This window comes from Thiomicrospira microaerophila, assembly GCF_000934765.1.
GTDB classification, from domain to species: Bacteria; Pseudomonadota; Gammaproteobacteria; order Thiomicrospirales; family Thiomicrospiraceae; genus Thiomicrospira; species Thiomicrospira microaerophila.
Genome location: NZ_JYNN01000014.1, coordinates 31,795 through 57,416, shown reverse-complemented (window position 1 = coordinate 57,416; position 25,622 = coordinate 31,795). Strand labels below are relative to the sequence as shown.

The 25,622-nt window shown below is 46.0% G+C and carries 22 protein-coding genes, 1 tRNA gene and 1 pseudogene; 21 read left to right on the top strand and 3 right to left on the bottom strand.

Annotation, left to right across the window (positions count from 1 at the left end; genetic code table 11):
* Positions 1-9 precede the first annotated feature (9 nt).
* Complete coding sequence (gene lpdA / locus NA59_RS06200; protein ID WP_044409618.1) at positions 10-1,773, top strand: dihydrolipoyl dehydrogenase; 1,764 nt, start codon at positions 10-12, stop codon at positions 1,771-1,773.
* Positions 1,774-1,851: 78 nt separating this feature from the next.
* Here the strand turns inward: lpdA and NA59_RS06195 are convergent, their stop codons facing one another.
* A complete protein-coding gene (locus NA59_RS06195) occupies positions 1,852-2,115 on the bottom strand; it encodes a helix-hairpin-helix domain-containing protein (protein WP_044409615.1) in 264 nt (87 codons plus the stop codon).
* A 300-nt stretch (positions 2,116-2,415) separates the two neighbouring features.
* Between NA59_RS06195 and NA59_RS06190 the strand changes: the two genes are divergently transcribed.
* The 8 genes from NA59_RS06190 (at position 2,416) to NA59_RS06155 (ending at position 9,460) form a co-directional block, all read left to right on the top strand.
* Entirely contained in the window at positions 2,416-2,901 is a 486-nt protein-coding gene (locus NA59_RS06190) for a CinA family protein (protein WP_096777590.1), read from the top strand.
* Between the two features lie 131 nt (positions 2,902-3,032).
* Positions 3,033-4,079 (top strand): recombinase RecA, encoded by a 1,047-nt coding sequence (gene recA / locus NA59_RS06185; RefSeq protein ID WP_044409608.1) that lies wholly within the window; start codon positions 3,033-3,035, stop codon positions 4,077-4,079.
* Positions 4,080-4,087: 8 nt separating this feature from the next.
* Positions 4,088-4,561, top strand: coding sequence for a regulatory protein RecX (locus NA59_RS06180; RefSeq protein ID WP_044409605.1), 474 nt, complete (start codon positions 4,088-4,090; stop codon positions 4,559-4,561).
* A gap of 69 nt (positions 4,562-4,630) precedes the next feature.
* A complete protein-coding gene (alaS, locus tag NA59_RS06175; protein ID WP_044409602.1) occupies positions 4,631-7,222 on the top strand; it encodes an alanine--tRNA ligase in 2,592 nt (863 codons plus the stop codon).
* 246 nt (positions 7,223-7,468) lie between these two features.
* The gene (locus NA59_RS06170) at positions 7,469-8,686 is read left to right on the top strand and encodes an aspartate kinase (RefSeq protein WP_044409599.1); all 1,218 of its coding nucleotides are present in this window, start codon (positions 7,469-7,471) and stop codon (positions 8,684-8,686) included.
* Between the two features lie 71 nt (positions 8,687-8,757).
* A tRNA-Ser gene (locus tag NA59_RS06165) sits at positions 8,758-8,850 on the top strand.
* 206 nt (positions 8,851-9,056) lie between these two features.
* Complete coding sequence (locus NA59_RS06160) at positions 9,057-9,263, top strand: Arm DNA-binding domain-containing protein (RefSeq protein WP_044409596.1); 207 nt, start codon at positions 9,057-9,059, stop codon at positions 9,261-9,263.
* 26 nt (positions 9,264-9,289) lie between these two features.
* The gene (locus NA59_RS06155; RefSeq protein WP_232504045.1) at positions 9,290-9,460 is read left to right on the top strand and encodes a hypothetical protein; all 171 of its coding nucleotides are present in this window, start codon (positions 9,290-9,292) and stop codon (positions 9,458-9,460) included.
* 93 nt (positions 9,461-9,553) lie between these two features.
* On the opposite strand, the gene NA59_RS15065 is transcribed toward NA59_RS06155, so the two are convergent.
* Entirely contained in the window at positions 9,554-9,727 is a 174-nt protein-coding gene (locus NA59_RS15065) for a hypothetical protein (RefSeq protein ID WP_157792558.1), read from the bottom strand.
* 130 nt (positions 9,728-9,857) lie between these two features.
* The gene (locus NA59_RS15060) at positions 9,858-10,025 is read right to left on the bottom strand and encodes a hypothetical protein (protein ID WP_157792557.1); all 168 of its coding nucleotides are present in this window, start codon (positions 10,023-10,025) and stop codon (positions 9,858-9,860) included.
* A gap of 691 nt (positions 10,026-10,716) precedes the next feature.
* On the opposite strand from NA59_RS15060, the pseudogene NA59_RS15805 reads away from it, so the two are divergent.
* From NA59_RS15805 to rfbD, 12 genes and pseudogenes are all read left to right on the top strand, one after another.
* Positions 10,717-13,130, top strand: a pseudogene (locus NA59_RS15805) (type I restriction-modification system subunit M).
* A gap of 209 nt (positions 13,131-13,339) precedes the next feature.
* Positions 13,340-13,558, top strand: a complete 219-nt coding sequence (locus NA59_RS06145) for an antitoxin MazE family protein (RefSeq protein WP_044409590.1) — start codon at positions 13,340-13,342, stop codon at positions 13,556-13,558.
* Positions 13,549-13,884 (top strand): type II toxin-antitoxin system PemK/MazF family toxin, encoded by a 336-nt coding sequence (locus tag NA59_RS06140; protein WP_232504042.1) that lies wholly within the window; start codon positions 13,549-13,551, stop codon positions 13,882-13,884. The genes NA59_RS06145 and NA59_RS06140 overlap by 10 nt, the downstream gene beginning before the upstream one ends.
* A gap of 123 nt (positions 13,885-14,007) precedes the next feature.
* Positions 14,008-14,883, top strand: a complete 876-nt coding sequence (locus NA59_RS06135; RefSeq protein ID WP_044409584.1) for a PDDEXK nuclease domain-containing protein — start codon at positions 14,008-14,010, stop codon at positions 14,881-14,883.
* Entirely contained in the window at positions 14,883-16,214 is a 1,332-nt protein-coding gene (locus NA59_RS06130; RefSeq protein ID WP_052501498.1) for a restriction endonuclease subunit S, read from the top strand. Before NA59_RS06135 ends, NA59_RS06130 begins: the two co-directional genes overlap by 1 nt.
* A 397-nt stretch (positions 16,215-16,611) precedes the next feature.
* On the top strand, positions 16,612-17,832 hold the full coding sequence (locus NA59_RS06125; RefSeq protein ID WP_044409581.1) for an RNA-binding domain-containing protein: 1,221 nt from the start codon (positions 16,612-16,614) through the stop codon (positions 17,830-17,832).
* A gap of 47 nt (positions 17,833-17,879) precedes the next feature.
* Complete coding sequence (locus tag NA59_RS06120; RefSeq protein WP_044409579.1) at positions 17,880-19,352, top strand: ATP-binding protein; 1,473 nt, start codon at positions 17,880-17,882, stop codon at positions 19,350-19,352.
* A gap of 155 nt (positions 19,353-19,507) precedes the next feature.
* Positions 19,508-22,606 carry a type I restriction endonuclease subunit R gene (locus NA59_RS06115; protein ID WP_044409577.1) on the top strand — a complete coding sequence of 1,033 codons (3,099 nt, stop codon included), beginning with the start codon at positions 19,508-19,510 and terminating at the stop codon, positions 22,604-22,606.
* Positions 22,607-22,615: 9 nt separating this feature from the next.
* The gene (locus NA59_RS06110) at positions 22,616-23,353 is read left to right on the top strand and encodes a M48 family metallopeptidase (protein WP_232504041.1); all 738 of its coding nucleotides are present in this window, start codon (positions 22,616-22,618) and stop codon (positions 23,351-23,353) included.
* Positions 23,325-24,074: a biotin--[acetyl-CoA-carboxylase] ligase gene (locus tag NA59_RS06105; protein WP_083944989.1), complete on the top strand. Its 750-nt coding sequence runs from the start codon at positions 23,325-23,327 to the stop codon at positions 24,072-24,074. Before NA59_RS06110 ends, NA59_RS06105 begins: the two co-directional genes overlap by 29 nt.
* A complete protein-coding gene (rfbC, locus tag NA59_RS06100; RefSeq protein ID WP_044409569.1) occupies positions 24,064-24,648 on the top strand; it encodes a dTDP-4-dehydrorhamnose 3,5-epimerase in 585 nt (194 codons plus the stop codon). Before NA59_RS06105 ends, rfbC begins: the two co-directional genes overlap by 11 nt.
* A complete protein-coding gene (rfbD, locus tag NA59_RS06095) occupies positions 24,641-25,564 on the top strand; it encodes a dTDP-4-dehydrorhamnose reductase (RefSeq protein WP_044409567.1) in 924 nt (307 codons plus the stop codon). Before rfbC ends, rfbD begins: the two co-directional genes overlap by 8 nt.
* Positions 25,565-25,622 lie beyond the last annotated feature (58 nt).

Here is a 25,622-nt window from a genome sequence, read left to right as displayed (position 1 = left end):
GGAGCAGGTATGAGTCAGGTTGTTGAGATTCGTATTCCCGATATTGGCGACTTTGCTGATGTGGATGTGATTGAAGTGCTGGTGTCAGCCGGTGATGAGGTGTTGCAAGATGATTCGATGCTAACCTTGGAGTCGGATAAGGCCACAATGGAAGTACCTTCACCTTATGCGGGTAAGTTGGTTGAGTTGAGTGTCGCCGTTGGCGATAAGGTGCGTCAAGGCACTGTCATTGGCAAAATGGAAATTGCTGATGAAAGTCCAGCTAAGTTAGCTGACGCGCCGGCGGCTAAAAAAGAAGTGCAAGTGCAAACAACCCCAACGCCACAAGCGGTATCCGCCAGTGATCTTCCACCGGCTGATAAAACCGCTGAAGTCGTGGTTTTGGGCGGTGGGCCAGGTGGATATACAGCGGCTTTTCGTGCGGCAGACCTGGGTAAAAAGGTTACTCTGATTGAGCGTTACCCCGTGATCGGTGGTGTGTGTTTGAATGTCGGCTGTATCCCGTCTAAAGCCTTATTGCATATGTCGGTCATTTTGAATGAAACCCAAGAAATGGCGGCGCATGGTATTGATTTTGGTAAGCCCAAAATTGATTTGGATAAAATGCGCGATTATAAAAACAGTGTCATTAAAAAACTCACCGGTGGCTTAGGTGCGCTTGCTAAGCAACGTAAAGTTGAGGTGGTGACCGGTTACGGTAAATTTACCTCGGCTAATACCATTAGTGTGACAGCTGAAGACGGTTCCGTTCAAACGGTGGCATTTGAAAACGCGATTATTGCCGCCGGCTCGCGTGTGATTAAACTGCCGTTTATCCCGCACGATGATCCGCGTGTGATGGACTCAACCGATGCGCTGGAGCTTGAAGAAGTGCCTAAGCGTTTGCTGGTTATTGGTGGTGGTATTATCGGTTTAGAGATGGCTCAGGTTTATGATTCCTTGGGGTCAAAAGTAACTGTAGTGGAGCTGGGCGATAACATTATCCCAGGTGCCGATAAGGATTTAACCCGCCCGCTATTAAAGCGAATCAAATCACGCTATGAAAATATATACCTTAAGTCCAAGGTTACCCATGTTGAAGCGGCAAAAGGCGGATTGGTCGTATCGTTTGAAGGTAAGGATTGTCCAACTCAAGATACCTTTGATCGGGTATTAGTCGCGGTAGGGCGTACACCGAATGGTAAGCTCATTGATGCCGATAAGGCGGGTGTGGCCGTTAATGATTGGGGCTTTATCGAAGTCGATGAGCGCCAAAAAACCAATGTCGATCATATTTATGCGATTGGTGATCTAGTGGGTCAGCCGATGCTCGCCCATAAAGCGGTGCATGAAGGTAAGGTAGCGGCGGAAGTCATTTGTGGTTTGCCGAGTGCCTTTACACCTATGGGCATTCCATCGGTTGCTTATACCGACCCGGAGGTCGCGTGGGCGGGTAAAACCGAAGACCAGCTTAAAGCCGAAGGCGTTGAGTACGAGAAGGGTGTCTTCCCTTGGGCGGCTTCGGGGCGCAGCTTAAGTATTGGTCGTGATGAGGGAATGAGTAAATCCTTGTTCTGTGCTAAAACCCATCGCCTATTGGGTGCGGGTATCGTTGGGCCGAATGCGGGCGAGTTGATTGCTGAGGCAATGTTGGCGATTGAAATGGGGGCGGATATGCAAGATATCGGTCTAACCATTCACCCTCATCCTACTTTAAGTGAAACCTTTGCTTTTGCGGCGGAGATGGCTGAAGGGACCATTACGGATTTAATTGCACCTAAGAAAAAGAAATAGGTTTAAGTCGAAGATTTCAACTTGTTTATGTCAAAAAGCCAGATAATTATCTGGCTTTTTTGTTGGTGATGGCCATTTTTACTCGTCACTAAACTTAATTTTGTCTGCATTCCGTTCTAGTGTTCTTGGGCCGATTCCTTTTACACGCGCTAAGTCTTTTAATGTTTTAAACTCGCCATGCTCTTCGCGATGTCGAATAATATCCTCTGCTTTGCCCATGCCTATTCCAGAGAGGTTGTTTGCCATAAGTCTGGCGTCAGCGGTATTGACATTAATTTGTACCGACCAAGCACTAAATGAAAGTAGCATTGAAAATATAAAAGTCATTAATTTTTTTCTCATGTGTATCTCCTTATTTAAATAAGATTAATTACCTTGGTTTTAAGGTGTGTATTAATTTAGTGGGTTTTAATTGAGGTGTAAAATAAAACTTTTTTATGTTTTATTTATTAGCATAAGTATTTATTATGGTGTTCTGTTTTTTATTGAAAGGTATTTAGTCGGGTGTATAAAAATTATATATATTTTGACGGGGATCGAGTTAAGAGGCTCTCGTAGGGAGGAAATTATGCGGTTGATGCAATTATGTTTAAAAAAAGGTATTCTATACAAACTTTATAAGACATGTTGAAGGATGGGTATATGGAAATGTCAGCCTTAGTTAAGCAGGTGGGCAGTGTGTTAAATCAGCACAAAACCATGGTGGTGACAGCGGAATCCTGTACGGGGGGAATGATCGCCGAAGCGTTGACGTCAGTAGCGGGTAGTTCAAGCTGGTTTGATAGAGCTTATATCACCTATAGTTATGAGTCGAAAAAAGAAATGTTGGGTGTCCATGAAACTACCATACAGCATCATGGCTCTGTAAGTAGAGAGTGTGTAACTGAAATGGTGCTGGGTGCTTTACAGCAGTCACATGCGCAAGTTAGTGTGGCTTGTAGTGGTATCGCAGGCCCTGGTGGTGGGTCAGCCGATAAGCCGGTTGGTACGGTCTGGTTAGCATGGGCAAAGCAAGGCCATCCTGATATCGTGACTAAATTGGTGCATTTTGCCGGTGATCGTGAAGCTGTGCGTGAGCAAACAACGATAGCCGCTTTAGAAGGTATTTTAGCTATACTCAAAGCCTAAAATCGCTGTTATGTCATTTCTAATTATGAGATAATCATTTACCAAAATTTTATTAAAGAGCTTTGTTTGACTTATCAAACAAAGCTCTTTTGTTGTAAAGATTTGTTTGTAATACAAAATAAGGAATCCTAATGGACGAGAATAAGCAAAAAGCATTGGCAGCGGCATTGGGCCAGATTGAAAAGCAGTTTGGTAAAGGCTCGGTGATGCGCATGGGCGACTCCACAGCGTCGCGGGATATTGAGGCTATTTCGACAGGTTCATTAGGATTGGATATTGCGCTTGGTATTGGTGGTTTACCAAAAGGCCGTGTGGTTGAAATTTATGGCCCGGAGTCATCAGGCAAAACAACCCTGACCCTTCATGCGATTGCTGAAGCGCAAAAAGCAGGCGGAGTGGCGGCTTTTATTGATGCAGAACATGCGCTGGATCCCGGTTATGCTGAAAAGCTAGGTGTTGATGTCGATAACCTTTTAGTCTCACAACCGGATACCGGTGAACAAGCGCTGGAAATTGCCGATATGCTAGTGCGTTCTGGTGGCGTTGATATCGTGGTGATTGACTCGGTGGCTGCCTTAACACCAAAAGCCGAAATTGAAGGCGATATGGGTGACTCACACATGGGGCTTCAAGCTCGCTTGATGTCTCAAGCTTTGCGTAAACTAACCGCCAATATCAAACGTACCAATACGCTTGTTATTTTCATCAACCAAATTCGTATGAAAATTGGCGTGATGTTTGGCAGTCCTGAAACCACAACCGGTGGTAATGCCTTGAAGTTTTATGCCTCTGTGCGTTTGGATATACGTCGTATAGGTGCGATTAAAAAAGGCGACGAAATTTTAGGTAATGAAACCCGCGTTAAGGTGGTAAAAAACAAGGTTGCGCCGCCATTTAAACAAGTTGAATTTGATATTCTATACGGTCAAGGTATTTCGCGAGAGGGCGAGATTGTTGATTTAGGCGTACAGCAGAAGTTAATTGATAAGGCCGGCGCTTGGTATAGCTACAATGGCGAAAAGATTGGCCAGGGTAAGGATAATGCGCGTCAATTCTTGCGTGACAATCCACAAATTTCAATTGATTTACAAAAACAACTCAAAGAATTGCTAATGCCAAAACCAGGTAGCAAAGCTTCGTCGAAAGCGGAGTTTGATTTGGATGAAGTGGCTGATTAGTTTTATCTATGATTGAACAGGATGATCTCCAGCGCTTATTTAAAGCGCTGGTCAATCGGGCGCAATATCTGTTAGCGATGCGTGAGCATGGTGCGAAAGAATTAAAAGCTAAGTTAGAGCAAAAGTTTCCAGAAGCCCTATCACAACCAGGCCTGGTTGAAAAAGCGGTAGAATTTTGTCAACAACAAAATTGGCAATCTGATGCGCGCTATATTGAATCCTATGTGCGCCAGGCGATTGAAAAAGGTCAGGGTGCCTTGAAAATACGCCAAGCTTTAATGCGGGCTTGTGATGATACATTGCTGATTGCGGATGCTTTGGCGTTGGGTGATGATGTTTGGATTGAAGTGGCGCGGGCCCTTCTGGATAAAAAATACGGTGAAACGGCCAAGCCTGCCGAATCCAAAGAACAGGCGCGGCGTTTGCGATTTTTACAAAGTCGAGGCTTTAGCGCCTCGCAATGCTATAAAGCATTTTGCTAAATAGATGAATATAACTGAGGCTCGTTATGAGTCAACTAACAAATTTTGATTAATTAGGTTTATTTGAAGATGACCAGTGCAGAACTAAGACAGGCGTTTATCGATTTTTTCGCTGAAAAAAACCATACGCCGGTACATTCCAGCCCAGTAATACCGGCTGAAGACCCTACGCTTTTGTTTACCAATGCCGGCATGGTGCAATTTAAGGATACCTTTTTGGGTCTTGAGCAACGTGACTATCATCGCGCGGTGAGTGTGCAGCGCTGTATTCGTGCGGGTGGTAAACACAATGATTTGGAAAACGTGGGTTATACCGCACGTCACCATACCTTTTTTGAGATGTTGGGGAACTTTAGTTTTGGTGATTACTTTAAGCGTGAAGCGATTGCGTTCGCTTGGGAGTTTCTAACCCAGCGTCTCGGTCTGCCGGAAGATAAATTATGGGTCACCGTCTTCGAAGAAGATGATGAAGCAGCGGATATCTGGTTAAAAGAGTTGGGTGTCAGTGCGCAGCGTTTTTCACGTTGTGGCGCGAAGGATAATTTCTGGTCAATGGGCGATACCGGGCCTTGTGGGCCGTGTACCGAAATTTTCTATGATCATGGTGCGGATGTAGCGGGCGGCCCGCCCGGCTCACCGGATGAAGATGGCGATCGTTATATCGAAATTTGGAACTTGGTCTTTATGCAATTTGATCGTTCTGCCGATGGCACGCTAACGCCTTTACCTAAACCGTCAGTTGATACCGGCATGGGCCTAGAGCGTTTAGCCGCGGTATTGCAGGGCGTTCACAATAACTATGATATTGACCTGTTCCAAAGCCTAGTTAAAGCCGCATCAGACGCGACAGGCGAAAAAAATCTATCAAATAGCTCATTGCGTGTTATCGCAGACCATATTCGTTCTTGCGCCTTCACGATAGTCGATGGGGTGTTGCCGTCGAATGAAGGCCGTGGTTATGTATTGCGTCGTATTATTCGTCGCGCGATTCGCCACGGCTATAAGTTGGGTCAGAAGGGCGTGTTTTTCCATAAATTGGTTGCGCCTTTGGTGGCTGAAATGGGCGAGGCTTATCCAGAGCTTAAAGCCAAGCAAGCCGAAGTGGAACGTGCCTTATTGTTAGAAGAAACCCGTTTTGCCGAAACCTTAGAAAATGGTATGGGGTTGCTTGAAGAGGTTATTGCAGGATTAACGAGCCAAGACATTCCCGGTGAAGCGGTGTTTAAGCTTTATGATACTTATGGTTTTCCACTGGATTTAACCGCCGATATTGCGCGTGAGCGAGATTTAAAGCTCGACGAAGTTGGGTTTGAGCGTGCGATGGAAGCACAGCGTGAACGTGCGCGTGCTGCCAGTAATTTTGGTTCACAAGGACAGGCACGCGTTAATTTTGAGGGTACGACCTCGTTTATTGGCTATGACCAAGACAGTGCTTCAGTTAATATTTTGGCGATCTATCAAGACGGCCAAGCGGTTGCGCGTTTAGAAGAGGGTCAACCAGGCCTGGTTATTCTTGATAAAACGCCTTTTTATGCGGAATCGGGCGGTCAGGTCGGCGATAGCGGCTCATTGACAGAAGGCATGCACAGCTTCCATGTTAATGATGTACAAAAGCAAGGCGGTTTGTTTTTGCATTTTGGCGAAATGACAGCGGGGCATTTGACAGTCGGTCAAACGGTTGAAGCGAGAATTGATATTCAAGCACGCCGTGCATCGGAACGAAATCACTCTGCTACGCACCTGTTACACGCGGCCTTACGTCAAGTGTTAGGAACGCATGTCGCTCAAAAAGGCTCGTTAGTCGCGGCGGATCGTTTGCGTTTTGACTTTGCCCATTTTGAACCCATCAGTGCTGACCAATTGCGTCAAATCGAGCAACTAGTTAACCATAATATTATGCTCAACTTGCCGGTAGGCACTCAGCAAATGGATATCGACTCGGCCAAACAAATGGGTGCGATGGCGCTGTTCGGTGAAAAATATGGCGACGTGGTGCGTGTTGTCGATATGGGTGAGTTCTCGATTGAGCTGTGTGGCGGAACGCATGTTAAGTCAACCGGTAATATTGGGCCATTCCGTATTCTATCTGAAGGGGGCGTGGCTTCGGGTGTGCGACGTATCGAAGCGATTACCGGCGAAGGCGCTTGGCAAACCATTTATCAGCTTGAATCGGTGATAAACGCTGTCGCCTCAAACATCAAAGCCGATAAAACGCATGTTGTTGACAAGGTGACCCAATTAGTCGCTAGTCAAAAAGAGCTTGAAAAACAATTGCAACAGTTGCAATCTAAGCTCGCGGCGAATCAAGGTGAAGAAATTCTGCAACAGGTCAAGCAGGTTAACGGTATTAACCTCTTGGCGGCTGAAATGACTGGGGCGGATGGTAATTTGTTACGTGAAACCCTAGACAAATTAAAAGATAAACTGGAACCGGCTGTTATTATTTTAGCCGCGGTTGATGGCGAAAAAGTTAGCCTAGTAGCAGGTGTCAGTAAATCGGCAACCAGCCGTTTTAAAGCGGGTGAGCTAGTGAATCATGTCGCTCAGCAAGTGGGCGGTAAAGGCGGCGGTCGTCCAGATATGGCGATGGCTGGCGGTAAAGAACCTCAACATCTTGCAGCGGCGCTGGCGTCGGTGCAAGCATGGGTGGAATCCAAATAAACTCTGTTTAAGCTGTCTTGGGTTCCAGTAAACCCGGATGTTTCATAAATTCGCGTGATGATCGCGCAGGATATTGGTTTCCCAGTGCTTTTTTCGAAGGAGCGCTGTAGTTATTCATACAGCCGACTGAGAAAAAAGTGCTGGGGAATCAATAGACAAGCGAGGGCGCGTGAACTTTATGAAATATCCGGGTTATATGAAATAAAGGCAGTGAAAACAATAAAAAAAACGAAGGGCATAGATAATATGGCTTTAATTGTCCAAAAATACGGTGGCACCTCGGTTGGCTCGTTGGAACGTATCCAAAATGTAGCTAAAAAAGTGTCAAAATTTGTTGATGAAGGTCATCAGGTCGTGGTTGTTTTGTCGGCTATGTCGGGCGAAACCAATCGCTTAACGGAAATGGCGAAAACCATGCAAGCGCGGCCTTCAAAGCGTGAAATGGATATGTTGCTCACGACGGGCGAGCAGGTAACGATTTCACTGCTTAGCATGGCATTGCAAGAAAAGGGCTATGGCGCGATTTCTTATACCGGTTGGCAAATTCCCATCCAAACAGATGAAGTGCATACCAAAGCACGTATAGATAGCATCAATGCGGATAAAATTCATGACCAGCTTAACCAGGGTAAAGTGGTGGTGGTGGCTGGATTTCAGGGAGTCACCGCTAATGGTGATATTTCTACCTTAGGGCGTGGTGGTTCAGATACCACAGCTGTGGCTTTAGCCGCCGCGCTTAAAGCCGATGAATGTCAAATTTACACCGATGTTGATGGTGTGTACACAACCGATCCGCGTGTAGTGCCTGAGGCGCGTCGTTTAGATACGATAACCTTTGATGAAATGCTAGAAATGGCAAGCTTAGGCGCGAAAGTATTACAGATACGTTCGGTCGAGTTTGCCAGCAAATATAAAGTGCCGTTGCGCGTTTTATCCTCGCTAACCGAAGGCGGCGGTACACTAATCACTTCTGAGGACAACAACATGGAAAAACCACTGATTTCAGGAATTGCGTTTAATCGTGATGAATCAAAATTACAAATTCGCGGTGTGCCGGACAAGCCAGGGATCGCGTTTGCCTTATTAGGCCCTATCGCGGATGCTAATATCGAAATTGATATGATTATCCAAAATCAAGGTCAAGATGGCACCACCGACTTTACCTTTACGGTTCCGCGTGGTGATCGTGCTCATGCGCATGAGATTTTGGAAGGCATTGCGCAAGTGTTAGGTGCGCGTGAAGTTATTTTTGATGACAGTATCGCGAAGGTTTCGCTAGTGGGTGTGGGAATGCGTTCACATGTCGGTATCGCTAGCCGGATGTTTAAAGTCTTAGCAGACCAAAACATCAATATTCAAATGATTGCGACCACTGAGATTAAAATATCAGTGGTCATTAAAGAGTCAGAGCTGGAGTCCGCGGTTAAAAGCTTGCATCAGCAGTTTGAGTTAGACAAGGTCTAAACTTTTAGCGCGTATATTCATATTTAAGCTTTACATAAGCCTAAATAAATTGTAATATACGCGCACTAAATGGAGACGTGGCCGAGAGGCTGAAGGCGCTCCCCTGCTAAGGGAGTATAGGGTTTGTAGCTCTATCGAGGGTTCGAATCCCTCCGTCTCCGCCATATAGCTAATTAAACCCGTATCAAGCGGGTTTTTTTACGCCCCTTGTAATGTAAAATCAATAACTTAGCGTCTTATGTGGTGTCATGCGTCTATTGCAAGCGCAAACCAAAGGGGGTATTACTGGGGGTATAAAAAGGGTTTGGGGGTATCGGATACCCTCAACGATACCCCCAGTTATCTGACTAAGTACCCGTGGAGGTGATCTATGACAACAGGCATTAAGCGCGTATTAACCGATGCAGCAGTTATAACGGCCAAGGTCGAACCGAAAGCACGCAAGATACACGATGGGGGAGACCTTTATTTATTTGTAACCCCCACAGGCTTAAAATCATGGCGTTATAAATACCGATTGACACCAAGCTTTTTTGAAGAAGTGCCTGTTTTAGTCTTGCGTGATATCCAAACCTAGTCCCCCATTACAAGATGAAGCAAACCTTGCTTCAAGCGAAAGCCAATCAGGATAACCAGCTATTCCAGCAACTACGCATTGACGGCAAAGCAACGCGAAAAAGTTTGACCGACACGCTAAAGGCATTCGCAACTTATGCCACCGATCAGGGAAGCAAGGGCGCGGCTGGAAGGTTCACACGCTACCCGAAGTGGTAACGACCCGATACGGCAACACCACACGGGCGGGGCGGTATGAATTGGATTCAAGCCAATATGACTATGCGCGGGAAGCGATTCGCTTGTTTAAGGCTAAACAAACAGGGTTTTGAGGTAAGGCAGAACCAGCACGGCAAATATAAGCAATAGGCTAAAGCGGGTTATTTTAGCGTCTGAATCAACCGATGATTGAAGTCGATCAAGTTTTGAATCAAGCGTGATTAAATCGGCATTAACTTTTTGAATATCGGCCTTGGTTGCGAGCATGGTTTCAACCGTGTTTGTGTTTATTTTTAGGCTTGATCAGGTACAGCCAAACAACAACAGGTGTTAAGGCAACGGCAAGCGCAATAATGAACCAGTCGTAATAACTAAGGGATTCCATAACTAAACCTCATTATCTAAATTGAACGCGATTAAAAAAATAAAGGGCAATAAGCAGATGAACTAGGAATACGAAGCCTGGCAATTTATCGGCAAAGTATCCGACAACCCCAGCCAGAACAAATCCTTTGCTGAGGTCGTAAAGGTATTTGCCCGAATTTTCCCGCTGGTTTGTTGTCATCTAACACCCCCAAAACAGAATAGGATATGAATAATATGAATAATATGAATAATATTATGACACCGTATAGGAGGCTATACAACAATAATGGCTTGCATTATTCCCCAAAAACTGGGGAATAATAAATGCACTACTAAAACACCAGCGGTATCTTGCACAACCGTAAATCGTGCTTTTTTTTGTGTCTAAAATAAAGCGGGCTTGCTTGTTGAATGGCCGTTTATTGAACACAAAACCAAGCCCTATTTTTAATATGGGCGGGTTGATAGGACGTAATACAAGACCCGATAAGGAGAATATAGTAGTAAGCACGAAATACGCTATGTCTAATAATACAAGAATCAATAGTTTAAAACCAACAGGTAAAATGTATCGTGTGGCTGATAATGGGGGGAGTGCAAATTCTCCAGCCACGCCCTCTAAGCTTGCATGCAATATCATTCGGATTATTAAACCCTGCACCAGATTGCCAAGGACTTCGGCCTCGCCGCGTGATTTTTTATATTATTTAGATACGTTTGCCCTGGCTCCTAGCACTTCCAATTGCATTCAGATGTAAGTAGATTTTAAAAAAAATTAATAAGTGTCGCTATAATGTGCAGTGTAAAGCGTAAGAAACCATTTGTTTTTCTACTCAGTTGTTGTGCATGCATCAACTTTTTCACCTTGAATTTACGGAATCGATTGTTAAATGGCCATTAAAAAAACCGAACTTTATTCTTCACTTTGGGCGAGCGCCGACAGCTTGCGCGGCGGCATGGATGCGAGTCAGTACAAGGATTACGTGCTGACCTTGCTGTTTATGAAATACGTGTCCGACAAGTATAAGGGCGATCCGTATGGCATGATTGTCGTGCCGGAAGGCGGCAGTTTTGACGACATGATGCGCCTCAAAGGCGATAAAGAAATCGGCGATAAGCTGAATAAAATCATCGGTGCGTTAGCCGAAGCCAATGACCTCAAAGGCGTGATTGACGTGGCGGACTTCAATGATGAAGAAAAGCTCGGCAAAGGCAAAGACATGGTCGATCGCCTCAGTAACCTAATCGGCATTTTTGCAGGCCTGGATTTGTCCTCCAACCGTGCCGATGGCGATGATTTGCTTGGCGATGCTTACGAATACCTAATGCGCCACTTTGCGACCGAATCCGGTAAATCAAAAGGTCAGTTCTACACTCCGTCCGAAGTGTCGCGCATTTTAGCGAAAGTGGTCGGCATCAACCAAGCGACGTCACAAGATGCCACGGTGTACGACCCGACTTGCGGCTCGGGTTCGCTGTTGTTAAAAGTGAGCGACGAAGCGCCGCGCGGCTTAACCATTTACGGTCAAGAAATGGATAACGCCACCAGCGCCTTAGCGCGGATGAACATGATTCTGCACAACAACGCCACCGCCAAAATCTGGAAGGGCAACACACTGGCCGACCCGCAATGGAAAGACGGCAACGGTCAGCTTAAAACCTTTGATTTTGCGGTGGCCAATCCGCCGTTCTCCAGTAAAAACTGGACCAGCGGTTTAAATCTGACCGATGACGAGTTTACACGCTTTACTTGGGGTATGCCGCCGGAAAAAATGGCGATTATGCGTTTTTACTGCATATCCTTAAATCGTTAAAAAGCACCGGCAAAGCGGCGGTGATTTTGCCGCACGGCGTGTTATTCCGTGGCAATGCCGAAGCGCGTATTCGCGAAAACCTGATTAAACAAGGCTACATCAAGGGCATTATCGGCTTGCCCGCTAACCTGTTTTACGGCACCGGTATTCCGGCCTGTATTATCGTTATCGACAAACAACACGCTAACGCCCGTAGCGGCATTTTTATGATCGATGCCAGCAAAGGCTTTATCAAAGACGGCAACAAAAACCGTCTGCGCGCGCAAGACATCCACAAAGTGGTCGATGTGTTTAATAAACAAATCGAACTGCCACGCTACAGCCGCATGGTCACCTTGTCCGAAATCGCCGACAATGACTACAACCTCAATATTCCGCGTTATATCGATTCCTCCGAGCCGGAAGACCTGCACGACTTAACCGCGCATTTACAAGGCGGCATCCCGAATGCGGACATTGATGCGCTGGATAAATACTGGCAAGTGTTCCCAACCCTGCGCCAAAGTTTGTTTCAAGCCACCAGGCCGGGTTACAGCGAAGGTTTGGTCGAAGCGAATCACGTTAAAGCCACCATTCTGGCGCATCCGGAATTTATCGCCTTTGCGGACAAAAGTCTGTTGCCCTTCAAAGCTTGGGCAGACAGCGCACCGCTAAGCCAAATACAAATCGGCGACAGCCCGAAAACGCGGATTTTTGAACTTTCCGAAGCCTTGCTCACGGCCTATGCCGACAGCCCACTGCTCAGCAAATACGACATTTATCAAATCCTGATGGACTATTGGGCAGAGGTGATGCAAGACGATGTGTACGTGCTGGTGCAAGACGGCTGGGCGGCGGGCAATCGCTTGCGGGAATTGGTGGTCGCCAAAGGCGAAAAACTCAAAGAAACGCCGGATTTAATCATCGGCAAAGCCAAATACAAAGCCGAGTTGATTCCACCAGGCCTGGTGGTGGCGCGATATTTTGCCGAACAACAAGCGCAAATCGACCAACAGCAAACCGAACTCGATGCGATCAGTCAGCAACTCGAAACGCTGGTTGAAGAACACAGCGGCGAAGAGGGACTATTAAACGACGCGATGAACGACAAGGACAAGGTGACTAAAGCCAGCGTCACGGCGCGGTTAAAACACGCCACTGATGCCGAAGAAATCGCGCTACTCAAACAAGCTAGCCGTTTGTATGAAGACGAAGCTAAAGCCAAAAAAACACTCAAAGACAGCCAAGAAACGCTGGATAAGGCGGTGTTGGCGCAATATGCAGGCCTGGTGGAAGCGGAGGTTAAACAATTGGTGACTCAAGACAAATGGCTGGCAACACTTGAAAGCAATATCATCGCTGAAATCGAACGCGTCACCCAACAACTCGCCAATCGGGTAAAAGAATTGGAAGAACGTTATGCCGAACCCTTGCCGCAGATTGAAGACAAGGTAAACGCCTTGAGTGCCAAAGTCGCCGAACACCTCAAAGCGATGGGGTTGCGGGTATGACAGCCGAAGAATTCGTGCCTCTTGATCGACTGGTTCGAGGCATTGCATAGATTATTAGCCAAGCGCGTGGGCAGGTGCGCCAAGCCGTCAATAGTGCGATGGTGCAAAGCTATTTGGGTGTTTTATGTTGGAGCTGATAAAAATCTGGATAAAAACTTCGTTGATAATGTTACTATAGTTACATGTAACTAAGTTTAAGGAGAATCATCATGGCTACCTCTGTTGCTGTTCGTGTTCAAAATTATCGTGATCAACTGCGTGCTGCTGGTTATCGTCCCGTTCAAATTTGGGTTAAAGATACCAGAACAGAAGATTTCGTGCGGGAGTGCCAACGTCAGATGAGGATTGTGGCTGCGGCTGATCAGGCTGATGGTGAGCTGCAAGATTTCATGAATGATGCCCTTGATGATGCAAGTGCATGGCAATGAATCGAGGCGATTTTGTGTTGGTTGCGATGTCTGGCGATTTTGGCAAGCCTAGACCTGCGTTGATTATTCAATCGGACAAGTTTTTGAGCGATGCTTTTGCGAGCGTTACGGTATTGCTGATGAGTAGTGAGATTGTCGATGCTCCCTTGATCAGATTGACGGTTGAGCCAGATGAAAACAATGGACTATTCAAGTCTTCTCAAATCATGATAGATAAGCCAATGACGGTGTTGCGTTCAAAAATAGGTGGCAAAATTGGCTTTGCCAATAAAGCAACATTGAAAGAAGTTGATGCGGCTTTGGCCGTCTTTTTAGGTATTGTATGATGACGTTTTTCCAACAAGCCTTGGAGGCACAACCATGAGCCAACAAACGATACCGGCAGGGTACAAACAGACGGAAATCGGCGTGATTCCGGAGGATTCCCTTAAAGCTGTGGAGTTGCGGGTATGAGTTTGCAAGACAATGCGTATCAAACCTTGATTCAACAGGTGTCGCAAACCTATTTGAATGGGCAGACGCAAGCCCTCCAAGCGGTAAATTATCAACTGATAGAAACCTATTGGTGCATTGGTCAGCATTTGGTGGAGTTTGAACAAAAAGGACAACAGCGTGCGCAATACGGTCAAGCACTGCTCAAGCAGTTAGCACAAGATTTAACTCTGCGTCACGGCAAAGGGTTTAGTCGTAGCAACCTGATCAGAATGCGACAGTTTTATCTGGCCTATCCAATAAGTGCGAAGCCTTCGCACAAATTGAGTTGGTCACATTATGTGGAGTTGTTAAAACTCGATGATCCGCAAGAGCGGGGTTTTTACCAACAGCAAGCCATTGCAGAAAACTGGTCTGTACCCGAGCTTAAACGCCAAAAACAAGCACAGCTTTTTTTACGATTGGCCGCCAGCAAAGATAAAGCAGGCCTGCTTTGTTTAGCGCAACTTGGGCAAGTCGTTACTCAACCGACAGACTTACTGCGCGAACCTTATATTTTCGAGTTTTTAAAAATCCCAGAAGCGCATCAGATCTCTGAAACCCAACTGGAAACCGCGCTTTGTGATCACTTGCAACCGTTTCTACTCGAACTCGGTAAAGGTTTTACTTTTGTAGGTCGTCAATATCGCATCACCCTAAACAACCGTCATTACAAAGTCGATTTGGTGTTTTATCATCGCATCCTGCGCTGTTTTGTATTGATTGATTTAAAACTCGGCGAAGTGCAACATCAAGATATTGGTCAAAAGTATCAACTGTATTTGCCAGACCGTGAAAGCCTTCAACGCGAACTCGAACTGGCTTTGGCGCAGACACAAGCAGGAGAAGAATAATGAGCCAACAAACGATATCGGCTGGGTACAAACAGACAGAAATCGGCGTGATCCCGGAGGATTGGGAGGTTTGCTCGATAGGTTCATTGATTACTGGTTTGCGTGGTGGTGCTCCATTAAAACCGTCTGATTTTACAAAAAGTGGGGTAAAAGTTCTTCCCAAGGGCGGTGTTACATTTGGCGGCATATTAAAAATTAAAGAACATGAGCAACAGTTTTGTAGTAAAAATTATGCAAATGCGCATTCAATGAATTGTATTAATAGTTTGTATACAATTGTTGTTTTAAGGGATCTAGTGCCAAGTGGTCCAAGTATTGGGCTTATGGTAAGAATGATTGAAGATGATTTTTTTGTTCTTGCTCAAGGTGTTTATGGGTTTTTAGCACTTTCAGAAAATGTAGCTAATTACTTGATTCATTATTCAAATTCTTCAATATATAGAAAGCTTGCTAATGCAGCAATGGTTGGGAGTACGCAAGTTCATATTACGAATGATGCTTTTCAATCAATAAAGGTTTCTATCCCTCCCAAACACGAACAAACCGCGATTGCGGAGGCGTTGTCGGATGTGGATGCGTTGATTAGCGAGCAGGAAAAGTTGATTGCCAAAAAACAAGCGATTAAAACCGCCACTATGCAACAACTGCTCACCGGCAAAACTCGTTTGCCGCAATTCGCCCACCACCCCGACGGCACCCCAAAAACCACCAAGCACACCGAACTCGGCGAAATCCCAGAGGATTGGGAGGTTGATTCTTTATCATCAATATGTGATGTGAGGGATGGAACTCACGAGTCGCCAAAATATAGAGACAAAGGCATTCCGTTAGTAACATCTAAGAACATCATTAATGATATCTTAGATTTATCTACTGTCTCACTTATATCAATTGATGATGCCTATGAGATTAATAAACGCTCAAAGGTTGATAAAGGCGACATAATTATGTCGATGATTGGAACAGTAGGAAGTGCGGTTTTACTGAAAGATGATCCAAGCTTTTGTATAAAGAATGTTGCATTATTTAAACCTAAATGCGTGCTTGGCGAATTTCTTGTTCAGTTAATTAGGTCTAAGCACTTTCAGGAATATCTAGCGGATAGCATGGATGGAGGGATTCAAAAGTTTGTTTCATTAGGAACGCTTCGGAATATGTATGTTGTTATGCCATCCAAAGAAGAACAAACCGCCATCGCTCAAATCCTCTCGGATATGGACAGCGAAATCCAAGCCCTTGAACAACGCCTCAACAAAACCCGCCAAATCAAACAAGGCATGATGCAACAACTGCTAACGGGTAAAATCCGCTTGGTTAAGGGCGTGTCATGAAGTATGGCGAGGATGTTTTTTGTTCCCGTTTTGAGAGGTAAAGGATTATCAGCCACTAAACCGGCTGATGGCAGATATTTTAACTCGCTCCCACGCTGTGCGTGGGAGCGCTGTTGCTGGTGTGTAAAATAGAATTTCTGGTAATTTACAGTGCTAAAAAGTTACACAGTCAGTTTAATTTACTCGTTACTGTCTTGAATGGGCTGGCATTCCCACGCACAGCGTGGGAACGAGAAAACGAGAAAAGAAGTGTGCATACGTTAGGTATGACTGGAAGTGGTTTTTTGAGGTTTTAATGCCTTATTTTTGTTTTTAACTTGCTGAATTTAAAGCTATAAATTTGTATGACCGTTGCTTGATTGATGGTTGATTGATGAAATTGCCTTGGGGGAGCGGTATGTTTAAAGCGGAATTGTTGGAACTGATTGCCAATGGAGAAAACTCCGGTGTTGAGTTTAAGCGTGACGATATTCGCCCGGAACAACTGGCAAAAGAAGTGGTGGCATTAGCCAACTTTCAAGGCGGGCGGATACTGCTGGGTGTTGAAGATGACGGAACGATTAGCGGGGTTCAACGAGATGATCTTGAAGAATGGGTGATGAACGTTTTTCAAAGCAAGATTCATCCAATGATGTTGCCGTTTTACGAAGAGGTTACGTTGGATGATGGAAAAGCGGTTGCAGTTGTGAGTTTTCCGATGGGGATTTCAAAACCTTATGTCGTGCGCCACGGTGGAAAGGAAGAGATTTATATTCGTGTCGGAAGCACGTCGAGATTGGCGACAAGAGAACAGCAAATGCGGCTGTTTGAGTTGGGCGGGATGTTGCATACCGAGGTGATGCCCGTTCCACGCACGGATAGGCGTTGTTTGGATGAGGCGAGATTGTTGAATTATGTTAGAGATGTTTTACAGGATCCGGATATTCCTAACACAGCCGAACAGTGGCAGGCAAGATTGCTTGGTATGGGCTTTTTAACCGAAGCGGCGGGAAGCGTTTGTTGCACCATCGCAGGGTTGGTGTTGTTTGGTAAAAATCCGCGCCGTTATTTGAAGCAAGCGGGTTTGCGCGTGATGGCGTTTGCGGGGGACGATAAAGAATATCAGGCGCAATTGGATCAGATTCTTGATGGGCCAATGGTCGGCCGTTGGGATTTTGATAACGGCGACAAGCGTTTGATTGATGGCGGTATTATTGAACGCTTTATGGATGCCATGACGCCCTTCTTATCAAAAGAGTCTGGTGAGGTTGGTAAGGGTTTGCGGCGTGAAACCAAATGGTTTTATTCGCTTGAGGCGGTTCGTGAGGCGTTGTTGAATGCGTTGGCACATCGAGATTGGACACGTTTTGTTGAAATTGAAGTTTCGGGTTATGCAGATCGTCTTGAAGTTATAAGTCCGGGTGCCTTGCCGAATTCGATGACGGTGGAAAAGATGAAAGCGGGGCAACGTTCGCCAAGAAATACGATTATCATGGAGGTGTTGCGTGATTACGGTTATGTTGATTATCGTGGCATGGGCGTTCGAACTAAAATTATTCCCTTAACCATGCAGTTGAGTGGAAAACAGCCTGATTTTGTTGTAACGGAAGATTATTTGAAAACGGTTTTGTATCGTTAACAGCCGTTTTATTAAGCCAGAATCCCAAACTATGGAGGGCGCACATTATGCCGGTTGAATTAAGCTTGGAGCACCTGCGCAGTTTGTTGCGCGAGTTGTGTCATCTGTCAGCAGAAACCGAATGGGTAGAGTTTAAACATAATGCCGATATTTTAATGATCGGTGAATACATTTCCGCCCTAGCCAATTCTGCCGCTTTGTTGGGTAAGCAGAGTGCGTATTTGGTTTATGGCGTGGATGATGCGACCCATCAAGTGATTGGTACTACATTCAAACCATCGGTTGAGAAATACAAACAGCAGGAACTGGAAAGCTGGTTGTTGCAAAAACTGTCGCCCAAGATTCACTTTCGGTTTTATGAATTTAACGCCGGTGAAAATGATGATTTACCGGTTGTGATTCTGGAAATTCAGCCGGCTACCCATAACCCGGTGCAGTTTGATGGTGTTGAGTATATTCGAATTGGTTCGTATAAAAAGAAGCTGAAAGAGTTTCCTGAAAAAGAACGTGCCTTGTGGCGGGTGTTTGATAAAACGCCGTTTGAACAGCAGTATGCCGCCTCAAATGTGAGCGCAGACGAGGTGCTCAAGCTGTTGGAGTATCCGGCTTATTTTGATTTAACCGGCCTGCCGTTGCCGGATAATCGTGCGGGTATTTTGAGCGCATTAAAAGCAGAGCGTTTGATTAAAGAAGCGCAGGGCGGCTTTTGGCATATCACCAACTTGGGTGCGATTTTGTTTGCCAAAAAACTGCAAAGCTTTGAGCATTTAGGGCGAAAAGCGGTGCGCTTAGTGCAGTATAAAGGCAATAGCCGTGTGGAGACCATTCGTGAGCTTGAAGGCAACAAGGGGTATGCGGTTGGCTTTGAAGGCTTGATTGATTATTTAAAAACCCTGTTGCCGTCGAATGAAGAAATTGGACGTGCATTTCGTAAAGAAGTACCGATGTATCCAGAGTTGGCGATTCGTGAGTTGGTCGCAAACGCGATTATTCATCAGGATTTTTCGATTAGCGGTACGGGGCCGATGATTGAAGTGTTTGAGACGCGAATGGAGATTACCAATCCGGGTGTGCCTTTAGTGGCCGTTGAGCGTTTTTTGGATTCGCCACCACAAAGCCGAAATGAGGCGTTAGCCTCGTTTATGCGCCGAATCAAGATTTGTGAAGAACGCGGATCGGGCATTGATAAGGTGGTGTCGCAAACGGAGTTGTATCAACTTCCTGCACCGGTGTTTGAAGTAACCGATAAACATACACGCAGTATTTTGTTTAGCTATAAAACGTTCGCGGACATGAACAAGGAAGAGCGGATACACGCGTGTTATTTGCATTGTTGCTTGCGTTATGTGAATCGTGAGCCGATGAATAACAGTTCTGTTCGTGAGCGATTTGGAATTGAGCAGAAAAACCAAGCGCAAGCCAGTCGCATCATAAGGGATACGGTGGATGCAGGGCTATTGAAGCCTTATGACTCTGATGCGGGTACAAAAGCCATGCGTTACATTCCTTGGTGGGCATAATTTGCATGATCGTTGTATGACTGGAAGTGAATTTCTGAGGTCTTTAGGCCTTGTTTTTGTTTTTAAGTTATTGAATTTAAAGTTATAAATTTGTATGACCGTTGCTTGATCGATGGTTGACTGAGTGTGAGAAACTTGGATAAAAGGAAGGCGGGATGAGTAATGTCGGCCAGCGTGAGCGCGCTACCCAAAATCGGATTGTGAAGTTTTTTCAGGATGAGCTGAAGTATCGCTATTTGGGCGATTGGCAGGATCGTGCAGATAACCGCAATATTGAACCAGGCCTGGTGACCGACTGGTTGCGGGGTCGTGGCGTGTCGGATGCGTTGATTACGCGGGCATTACGCCAGCTGGATAAGGCCGCCGCCTTGGGCGAGGGCAAAAATCTCTATTACGCTAATAAAGATGTTTATCAACTGCTGCGTTATGGGATTAAAGACAAAGAAGGTGCAGGGGAGCAGAACCAAACGGTTTGGTTGATTGACTGGGAAAACCCAGAAGCTAATGATTTTGCGATTGCGGAAGAGGTGTCGATTCAAGGTGAGCACAAAAAGCGCCCGGATATTGTGCTGTATGTGAATGGGATTGCGTTGGGTGTGCTGGAGTTGAAGCGTTCGTCGGTGTCGGTGACGAAGGGTATTCATCAAAACCTAGATAATCAGAAAAAAGACTTTATCCGCAGTTTCTTTACCACCCAGCAATTAGTGATGGCCGGTAACGATACCCAAGGTTTGCGTTATGGCGTGATCCAAACAAAGGAGAAGTATTACCTAGAATGGAAAGAGCCGGTTGAGAACCCCTATGCGTTTTTGCTGGATTTTCATTTAAGCTGTGTTTGTTCTAAACAACGCTTTTTGCAGATTATCCACGATTTTATGGTGTTTGATGCGGGGACGAAAAAGACCTGCCGCCACAATCAATTCTTTGGCATCAACGAGGCCAAACGTTTTATTGCGCGGCGTGAAGGCGGTATTATTTGGCATACCCAAGGCTCAGGCAAAAGCTTAACGATGGTGTGGTTGGCGAAGTGGATTCGGGAAAATGTGCCGAATGCGCGGGTGTTGTTGGTGACCGACCGCACCGAATTGGATGAGCAAATCGAAAAGGTGTTTAACGGGGTGGATGAGGCGATTTATCGCACCACCAGCGGTGCAGATTTGATTAACACCTTGAACGAGCCCAATCCTTGGTTATTGTGTTCGTTGGTGCATAAGTTTGGACGCTCCACAGAAGATGAAGAAAATGATCGGCCAACGCAGGAGTTTATTGTTGAACTGCAAGCGAGTTTGCCATCGGATTTTGTGCCAAAAGGCAATCTGTTTGTGTTTGTCGATGAGTGTCATCGCACCCAGTCCGGCAAGTTGCACGAGGCGATGAAGTCGATTCTGCCGAATGCGCTGTTTTTGGGCTTTACCGGTACGCCCCTGTTGAAAAAGGATAAGAAAAAATCGGTGGAGGTGTTTGGGCGTTATATCCACACCTATAAGTTTGATGAAGCGGTGGCCGATGGTGTGGTGTTGGATTTGCGTTATGAAGCACGCGATATTGATCAGCATATCAGTTCGCAAAAGAAAGTGGATGAGTGGTTTGAGGCCAAAACACGCGGTTTATCGAACTTGGGTAAAATGCAGATTAAGCAGAAATGGGGTTCGATGCAGAAGTTGTTGTCGAGCAAGGCGCGATTAGAAAAAATTGTCGCGGATATTTTGTTGGATATGGAAATCAAGTCTCGGCTGAAGGATGGCGGTGGTAACGCGATGTTGGTGTGCGCCAGTGTTTACCAGGCCTGCAAAGCCTATGAGCTATTTAGCCAAACGGATCTGGCGGGTAAGTGTGCGATTGTCACCAGCTACAAACCCAGTGCGGCGGATATTAAGGGTGAGGAAACCGGCGAGGGGTTAACCGAAAAGCTGTTCAAATACGATTTGTATCGCAAGATGCTGGCGGATTATTTTGAGCAACCGGAGGAGGAAGCCGCTAAGCGGGTTGAAGAGTTTGAAAAGGTTGTTAAACAGCGTTTTATCAAAGAGCCGGGTCAAATGCGGCTGTTGATTGTGGTGGATAAGTTGTTAACCGGTTTTGATGCGCCCTCAGCGACCTATTTGTATATTGATAAACAAATGGCCGACCATAATCTTTTTCAAGCGATTTGCCGAGTGAATCGGTTGGATGGCGATGATAAGGAATACGGCTATATTGTTGATTACAAGGATTTGTTTCGTTCGTTGGATAAGGCGATCAGCGATTACACGGTGGGCGCGTTTGCCGATTACGATCAGGACGATGTTAAAGGCTTGTTGAAAAACCGCTTGGAAGAGGCGCGTAAGGATCTTGAGGATGCGTTAGAAATGGTCAAGAGCTTGTGCGAGCCGGTGAGAGCGCCAAGAGATACCGCGGATTATCTTCATTATTTTGTTGCACCGGCTGATGCAACTCAAGATGCGATTACTGAAAAAGAAGCCTTGCGCTTAAGTTTGTATCAGTTGGTTGCCAAGCTACTCAGAGCCTATGCGAATGTGGCGAATGAAATGCCCGCCGCCGGTTTTACGCCTGCGGAAATTGAGCAGATTAAACAAGACGTGATGCATTTTGAAAAAGTGCGCGATGAGATCAAGCTGGCCAGCGGTGATTTGGTCGAGATGAAGCGGTTTGAACCCGCGATGCGCCATCTATTAGATATGTACATTCGTGCCGATGACAGCGAAAGGATTATCGACTTCGAAGAGTTGGGCATGATTGAGTTTGTCGTTGAAAAAGGCACGGATGCGTTAGTTGAGGCGTTACCACCAGGCCTGCAAGGAAAGGAGGCGATGGCGGAAACGATTGAAAACAACGTGCGCAGAAAAATTGTTGATGAAAACCCGGTGAATCCGCGTTACTACGAACAGATGTCGGTGTTGTTGGATGAATTGATTCAACAGCGTCGCCAGCAGTCAATCGATTACCAAGATTATTTGGAGAAAATCCGTCAGCTTGCCAAGCAGGTTTTAAAACCGCAAGCCTCTGCCGATCATCCCTACCCCAGTTCGGTGGATTCAGACGCAAAACGTGCGCTGTATGATAACTTTGGGCAGGATGAAGTGCTGGTCACAAAGCTGGACGCGGCCATTCGTTACACAAAAAAAGCCGATTGGGTGGGCGACCGCTTTAAAGAGCGTGAGTTGGCGAATGCGATTCGGGAGGAAGCGGGTGGCTATGATTTGGATATTGCGCGAGTGATGGATTTGGTGAAGGCGCAAAAGGAATATCATTAGGTGACGAGTGTGAGTAGCAGTGATTTAGTGATTGGCAGTTTGGCTTTAACCTTGAATCGTAAGGCAATTAAGAATTTGCATATCAGTGTGTTACCGCCGGATGGACGCATTCGCGTCTCCGCGCCGGAGAAAATGACCGACACGGCGATTCGGATGGCGGTGATAAAACGCATTCCTTGGATCAAAAAACAAAAGCAGAGTTTTATCAATCAGCCCCGACAATCAGCACGTCAAATGGTGAACGGCGAAAGCCATTATTTATGGGGACAGCGTTATCGTTTAGACGTGATCGAGCAACACGGTCGGCACGGTCTTGAGGTGAAGGGATTGAGCAAGTTGGTGTTGCGGGTTTCGCCCAATACATCAACTGAAAATCGCTTGCGGGTGCTGGAAGACTATTATCGTGCCGAGTTGAAACAACGTATCCCGGTGTTATTGGAAAAATGGTTGCCGAAATTGGGCGTGACGCTGGCGGATTGGCGGGTGCAAAAAATGAAAACCCAGTGGGGCAGTTGCCATATCGAAAACAAGCGGATTCTGTTGAATTTGGAATTGGCAAAAAAGCCGCCGGAGTGCTTGGAGTATATTTTGGTGCATGAATTGGTGCATTTGCTAGAAAGAAAGCACAGCGACCGTTTCAAAGCGTATATGGATCAATATTTACCGAATTGGCAAGAGGTTAAACAGCGTCTTAACCGTTCATATTTGAGGGTGATGGATGAAGGTTGTGCGAAACGTGTTGAGTAGGCCAACGTGTGATTGGATTAAGCTAGATGAAGTGGATTCTACTAGTACTTTTTTAAAGCGTTATATAAAAATGCATAGGCTTGTACGTCCGCTGGTGTGTCTTACACAGCGGCAAACGGCAGGTTATGGGCAGCGTCAGGCCGTGTGGTTGACCAATGCGCATGCTTGCATTTTTTCTATGGCTTGGCCGATGAGCTCTCACGTTATCGCGCCTCACTTGAGTTTGCAGGTTGCCGTTGCCTTGCATCAGGCGTTATGTGAATGCACGCCATCGCGTTTGTGGCTGAAATGGCCTAATGATCTTTATAATCAACAAGGTAAAGTATCGGGTATTTTGATTGAAGTGGACAAGGATAAAACTGGGCAGGTTTGTTTGGTAATAGGTATTGGAGTTAATCGTTTACCCTTGGCACCCGAACAGTTAGCCATCGGGGCCGGGGGGGTGGACGCGTTTAATTCTGAAGAGGTTGTGTTAGCGCTGATTAAGCGTTTGAGTTTGAGTGGCTTTGCGCATTTTGATGGTGATTACTGGCGGCAGTATGATTTTTTTGCACTCGGTGAATCGGTTGATTTAGTGTGTCATCAAGCAGGAAGAGAACCTGTTATTTATCAAGGCATTTCGCCAAAGGGTGAGGCGATGTTGCAGGCTTCGACGGGGCTCGTTAAACTGGTTTCTGCACAGAAGTCTTTGCGTAAGCGGCGGGTGTCGAGTGAAGTTTAGTCCTCAAACGCTAGCGGGTCTGGTACTTATTGAGCCACAGGTGCATGCCGATACGCGAGGGTATTTAATGGAAACGTTTCGTCAAGATGCTCTTGAGCAAGCATTGGGCTATGCGGTGAATTTTTGTCAAGACAATGAGTCGCAATCTGTTAAAGGGGTGTTGCGAGGCTTGCACTTTCAATTACCCCCGTTTGCGCAGAGCAAGTTGGTGCGTGTAATCGCGGGCGAGGTGTTGGATGTATCGGTCGATATTCGTCAAAACAGTCCAACCTTTGGTCAGCATGTCGCGGTAGTGTTAAATGATCGTAATAAACATCAGTTGTATATTCCGCGTGGATTTGCGCATGGTTTTGTGGTGCTAAGCGATAAGGCGACCTTTGCTTATAAGGTAGACAACTATTACTCGGCGGCGCATGAGCGCGGGTTGGCGTTTGATGACGCGAGTTTAGCGATAGACTGGTCATATCCAAAATCAGATTTAAAGGTTTCAGCAAAAGATCAAAACCAACCAGGCCTGGTGGATATCTCAGCCGAATCGGCTCGATTTAACATTGATTTGGATTTGTATGCTTAAGCCTATCCCAAAGCGTGTTCTGGTAACCGGTGAAAATGGGCAGGTGGGTCAAAGCCTGAAGGCGATGGCACAAAATTATCCGCAGTTTGCGTTTTATTTTGCGGGGCGTGAGCAGTTCGATTTGGCGAGTGATGACACCATTAAGTTATTTTTTTCGGCACAGGTTTTTGATGCCATTATTCATTGTGCCGCTTACACGGCGGTTGATAAAGCTGAATCAGAGCCCGCATTGGCAAACCAGATTAATCATCTGGCTGTTGCCCATATCGCGAAGTTAGCTAAAGAGCAAAATGCCTTGTTGATTTATCTAAGTACCGATTATGTGTTTGATGGGCGCGCCTCTCAACCTTATGATGAGGCGGCACAAACCTGTCCGATTAATCTGTATGGACAAACAAAACGAGATGGCGAACGGGCGATTATCGCCGCCAACCCGAGCGCCTTGATTGTGCGCACCAGTTGGGTTTATACAAAATACGGGCACAACTTTGTGAACACTATGTTGAAGCTGGGCAGACAGCGTGATGAATTAAACGTGATTTATGATCAAATCGGCACGCCAACCTATGCGCCCGATTTAGCGGCGGCGATTCTAGTGATGTTGAATGCGGAGCTTGTTGGTTCAAGCCTAGAGGGTTTACAGTCTGAAAAACGCACTGATAAAAACGTGTCGATTTTTCACTATACCAATGAAGGTGTCTGCTCATGGTATGACTTTGCGCAGGCTGTTTTTGAAATGGCCGCCATTCCATGCCGCCTACAGCCTATTGAAAGCCTGGCTTATCCAACGCCGGCACAGCGTCCTGGTTACAGTTTACTGAGCAAAGCCCGCATTAAGCAGGCTTATGGACTGCAGATTCCTCATTGGCGTGAAAGTTTAGCCAGGTGTTTGCTGTATCAGGGCAAACGCATCTAAATAATAAAAAAATCATAGCGATAGGCATGATTAACCTCGTTCCCACGCTTTGCGTGGG

Excerpts from the sequence above, each read along its gene's own strand:
- NA59_RS06195 (WP_044409615.1), bottom strand. The coding sequence starts at position 2,115 with ATGAGAAAAAAATTAATGACTTTTATATTTTCAATGCTACTTTCATTT.
- NA59_RS06125 (WP_044409581.1), top strand. The coding sequence starts at position 16,612 with ATGTTTAAAGCGGAATTGTTGGAACTGATTGCCAATGGAGAAAACTCC.
- NA59_RS06140 (WP_232504042.1), top strand. The coding sequence starts at position 13,549 with ATGGCAATGAATCGAGGCGATTTTGTGTTGGTTGCGATGTCTGGCGAT.
- NA59_RS06180 (WP_044409605.1), top strand. The coding sequence starts at position 4,088 with ATGATTGAACAGGATGATCTCCAGCGCTTATTTAAAGCGCTGGTCAAT.
- recA (WP_044409608.1), top strand. The coding sequence starts at position 3,033 with ATGGACGAGAATAAGCAAAAAGCATTGGCAGCGGCATTGGGCCAGATT.
- NA59_RS06170 (WP_044409599.1), top strand. The coding sequence starts at position 7,469 with ATGGCTTTAATTGTCCAAAAATACGGTGGCACCTCGGTTGGCTCGTTG.
- NA59_RS06105 (WP_083944989.1), top strand. The coding sequence starts at position 23,325 with ATGAAGGTTGTGCGAAACGTGTTGAGTAGGCCAACGTGTGATTGGATT.
- alaS (WP_044409602.1), top strand. The coding sequence starts at position 4,631 with ATGACCAGTGCAGAACTAAGACAGGCGTTTATCGATTTTTTCGCTGAA.
- NA59_RS06130 (WP_052501498.1), top strand. The coding sequence starts at position 14,883 with ATGAGCCAACAAACGATATCGGCTGGGTACAAACAGACAGAAATCGGC.
- NA59_RS06135 (WP_044409584.1), top strand. The coding sequence starts at position 14,008 with ATGAGTTTGCAAGACAATGCGTATCAAACCTTGATTCAACAGGTGTCG.
- NA59_RS06120 (WP_044409579.1), top strand. The coding sequence starts at position 17,880 with ATGCCGGTTGAATTAAGCTTGGAGCACCTGCGCAGTTTGTTGCGCGAG.
- NA59_RS15065 (WP_157792558.1), bottom strand. The coding sequence starts at position 9,727 with ATGCTCGCAACCAAGGCCGATATTCAAAAAGTTAATGCCGATTTAATC.
- NA59_RS06160 (WP_044409596.1), top strand. The coding sequence starts at position 9,057 with ATGACAACAGGCATTAAGCGCGTATTAACCGATGCAGCAGTTATAACG.
- NA59_RS06190 (WP_096777590.1), top strand. The coding sequence starts at position 2,416 with ATGGAAATGTCAGCCTTAGTTAAGCAGGTGGGCAGTGTGTTAAATCAG.
- NA59_RS06115 (WP_044409577.1), top strand. The coding sequence starts at position 19,508 with ATGAGTAATGTCGGCCAGCGTGAGCGCGCTACCCAAAATCGGATTGTG.
- NA59_RS15060 (WP_157792557.1), bottom strand. The coding sequence starts at position 10,025 with ATGACAACAAACCAGCGGGAAAATTCGGGCAAATACCTTTACGACCTC.
- lpdA (WP_044409618.1), top strand. The coding sequence starts at position 10 with ATGAGTCAGGTTGTTGAGATTCGTATTCCCGATATTGGCGACTTTGCT.
- NA59_RS06145 (WP_044409590.1), top strand. The coding sequence starts at position 13,340 with ATGGCTACCTCTGTTGCTGTTCGTGTTCAAAATTATCGTGATCAACTG.
- rfbD (WP_044409567.1), top strand. The coding sequence starts at position 24,641 with ATGCTTAAGCCTATCCCAAAGCGTGTTCTGGTAACCGGTGAAAATGGG.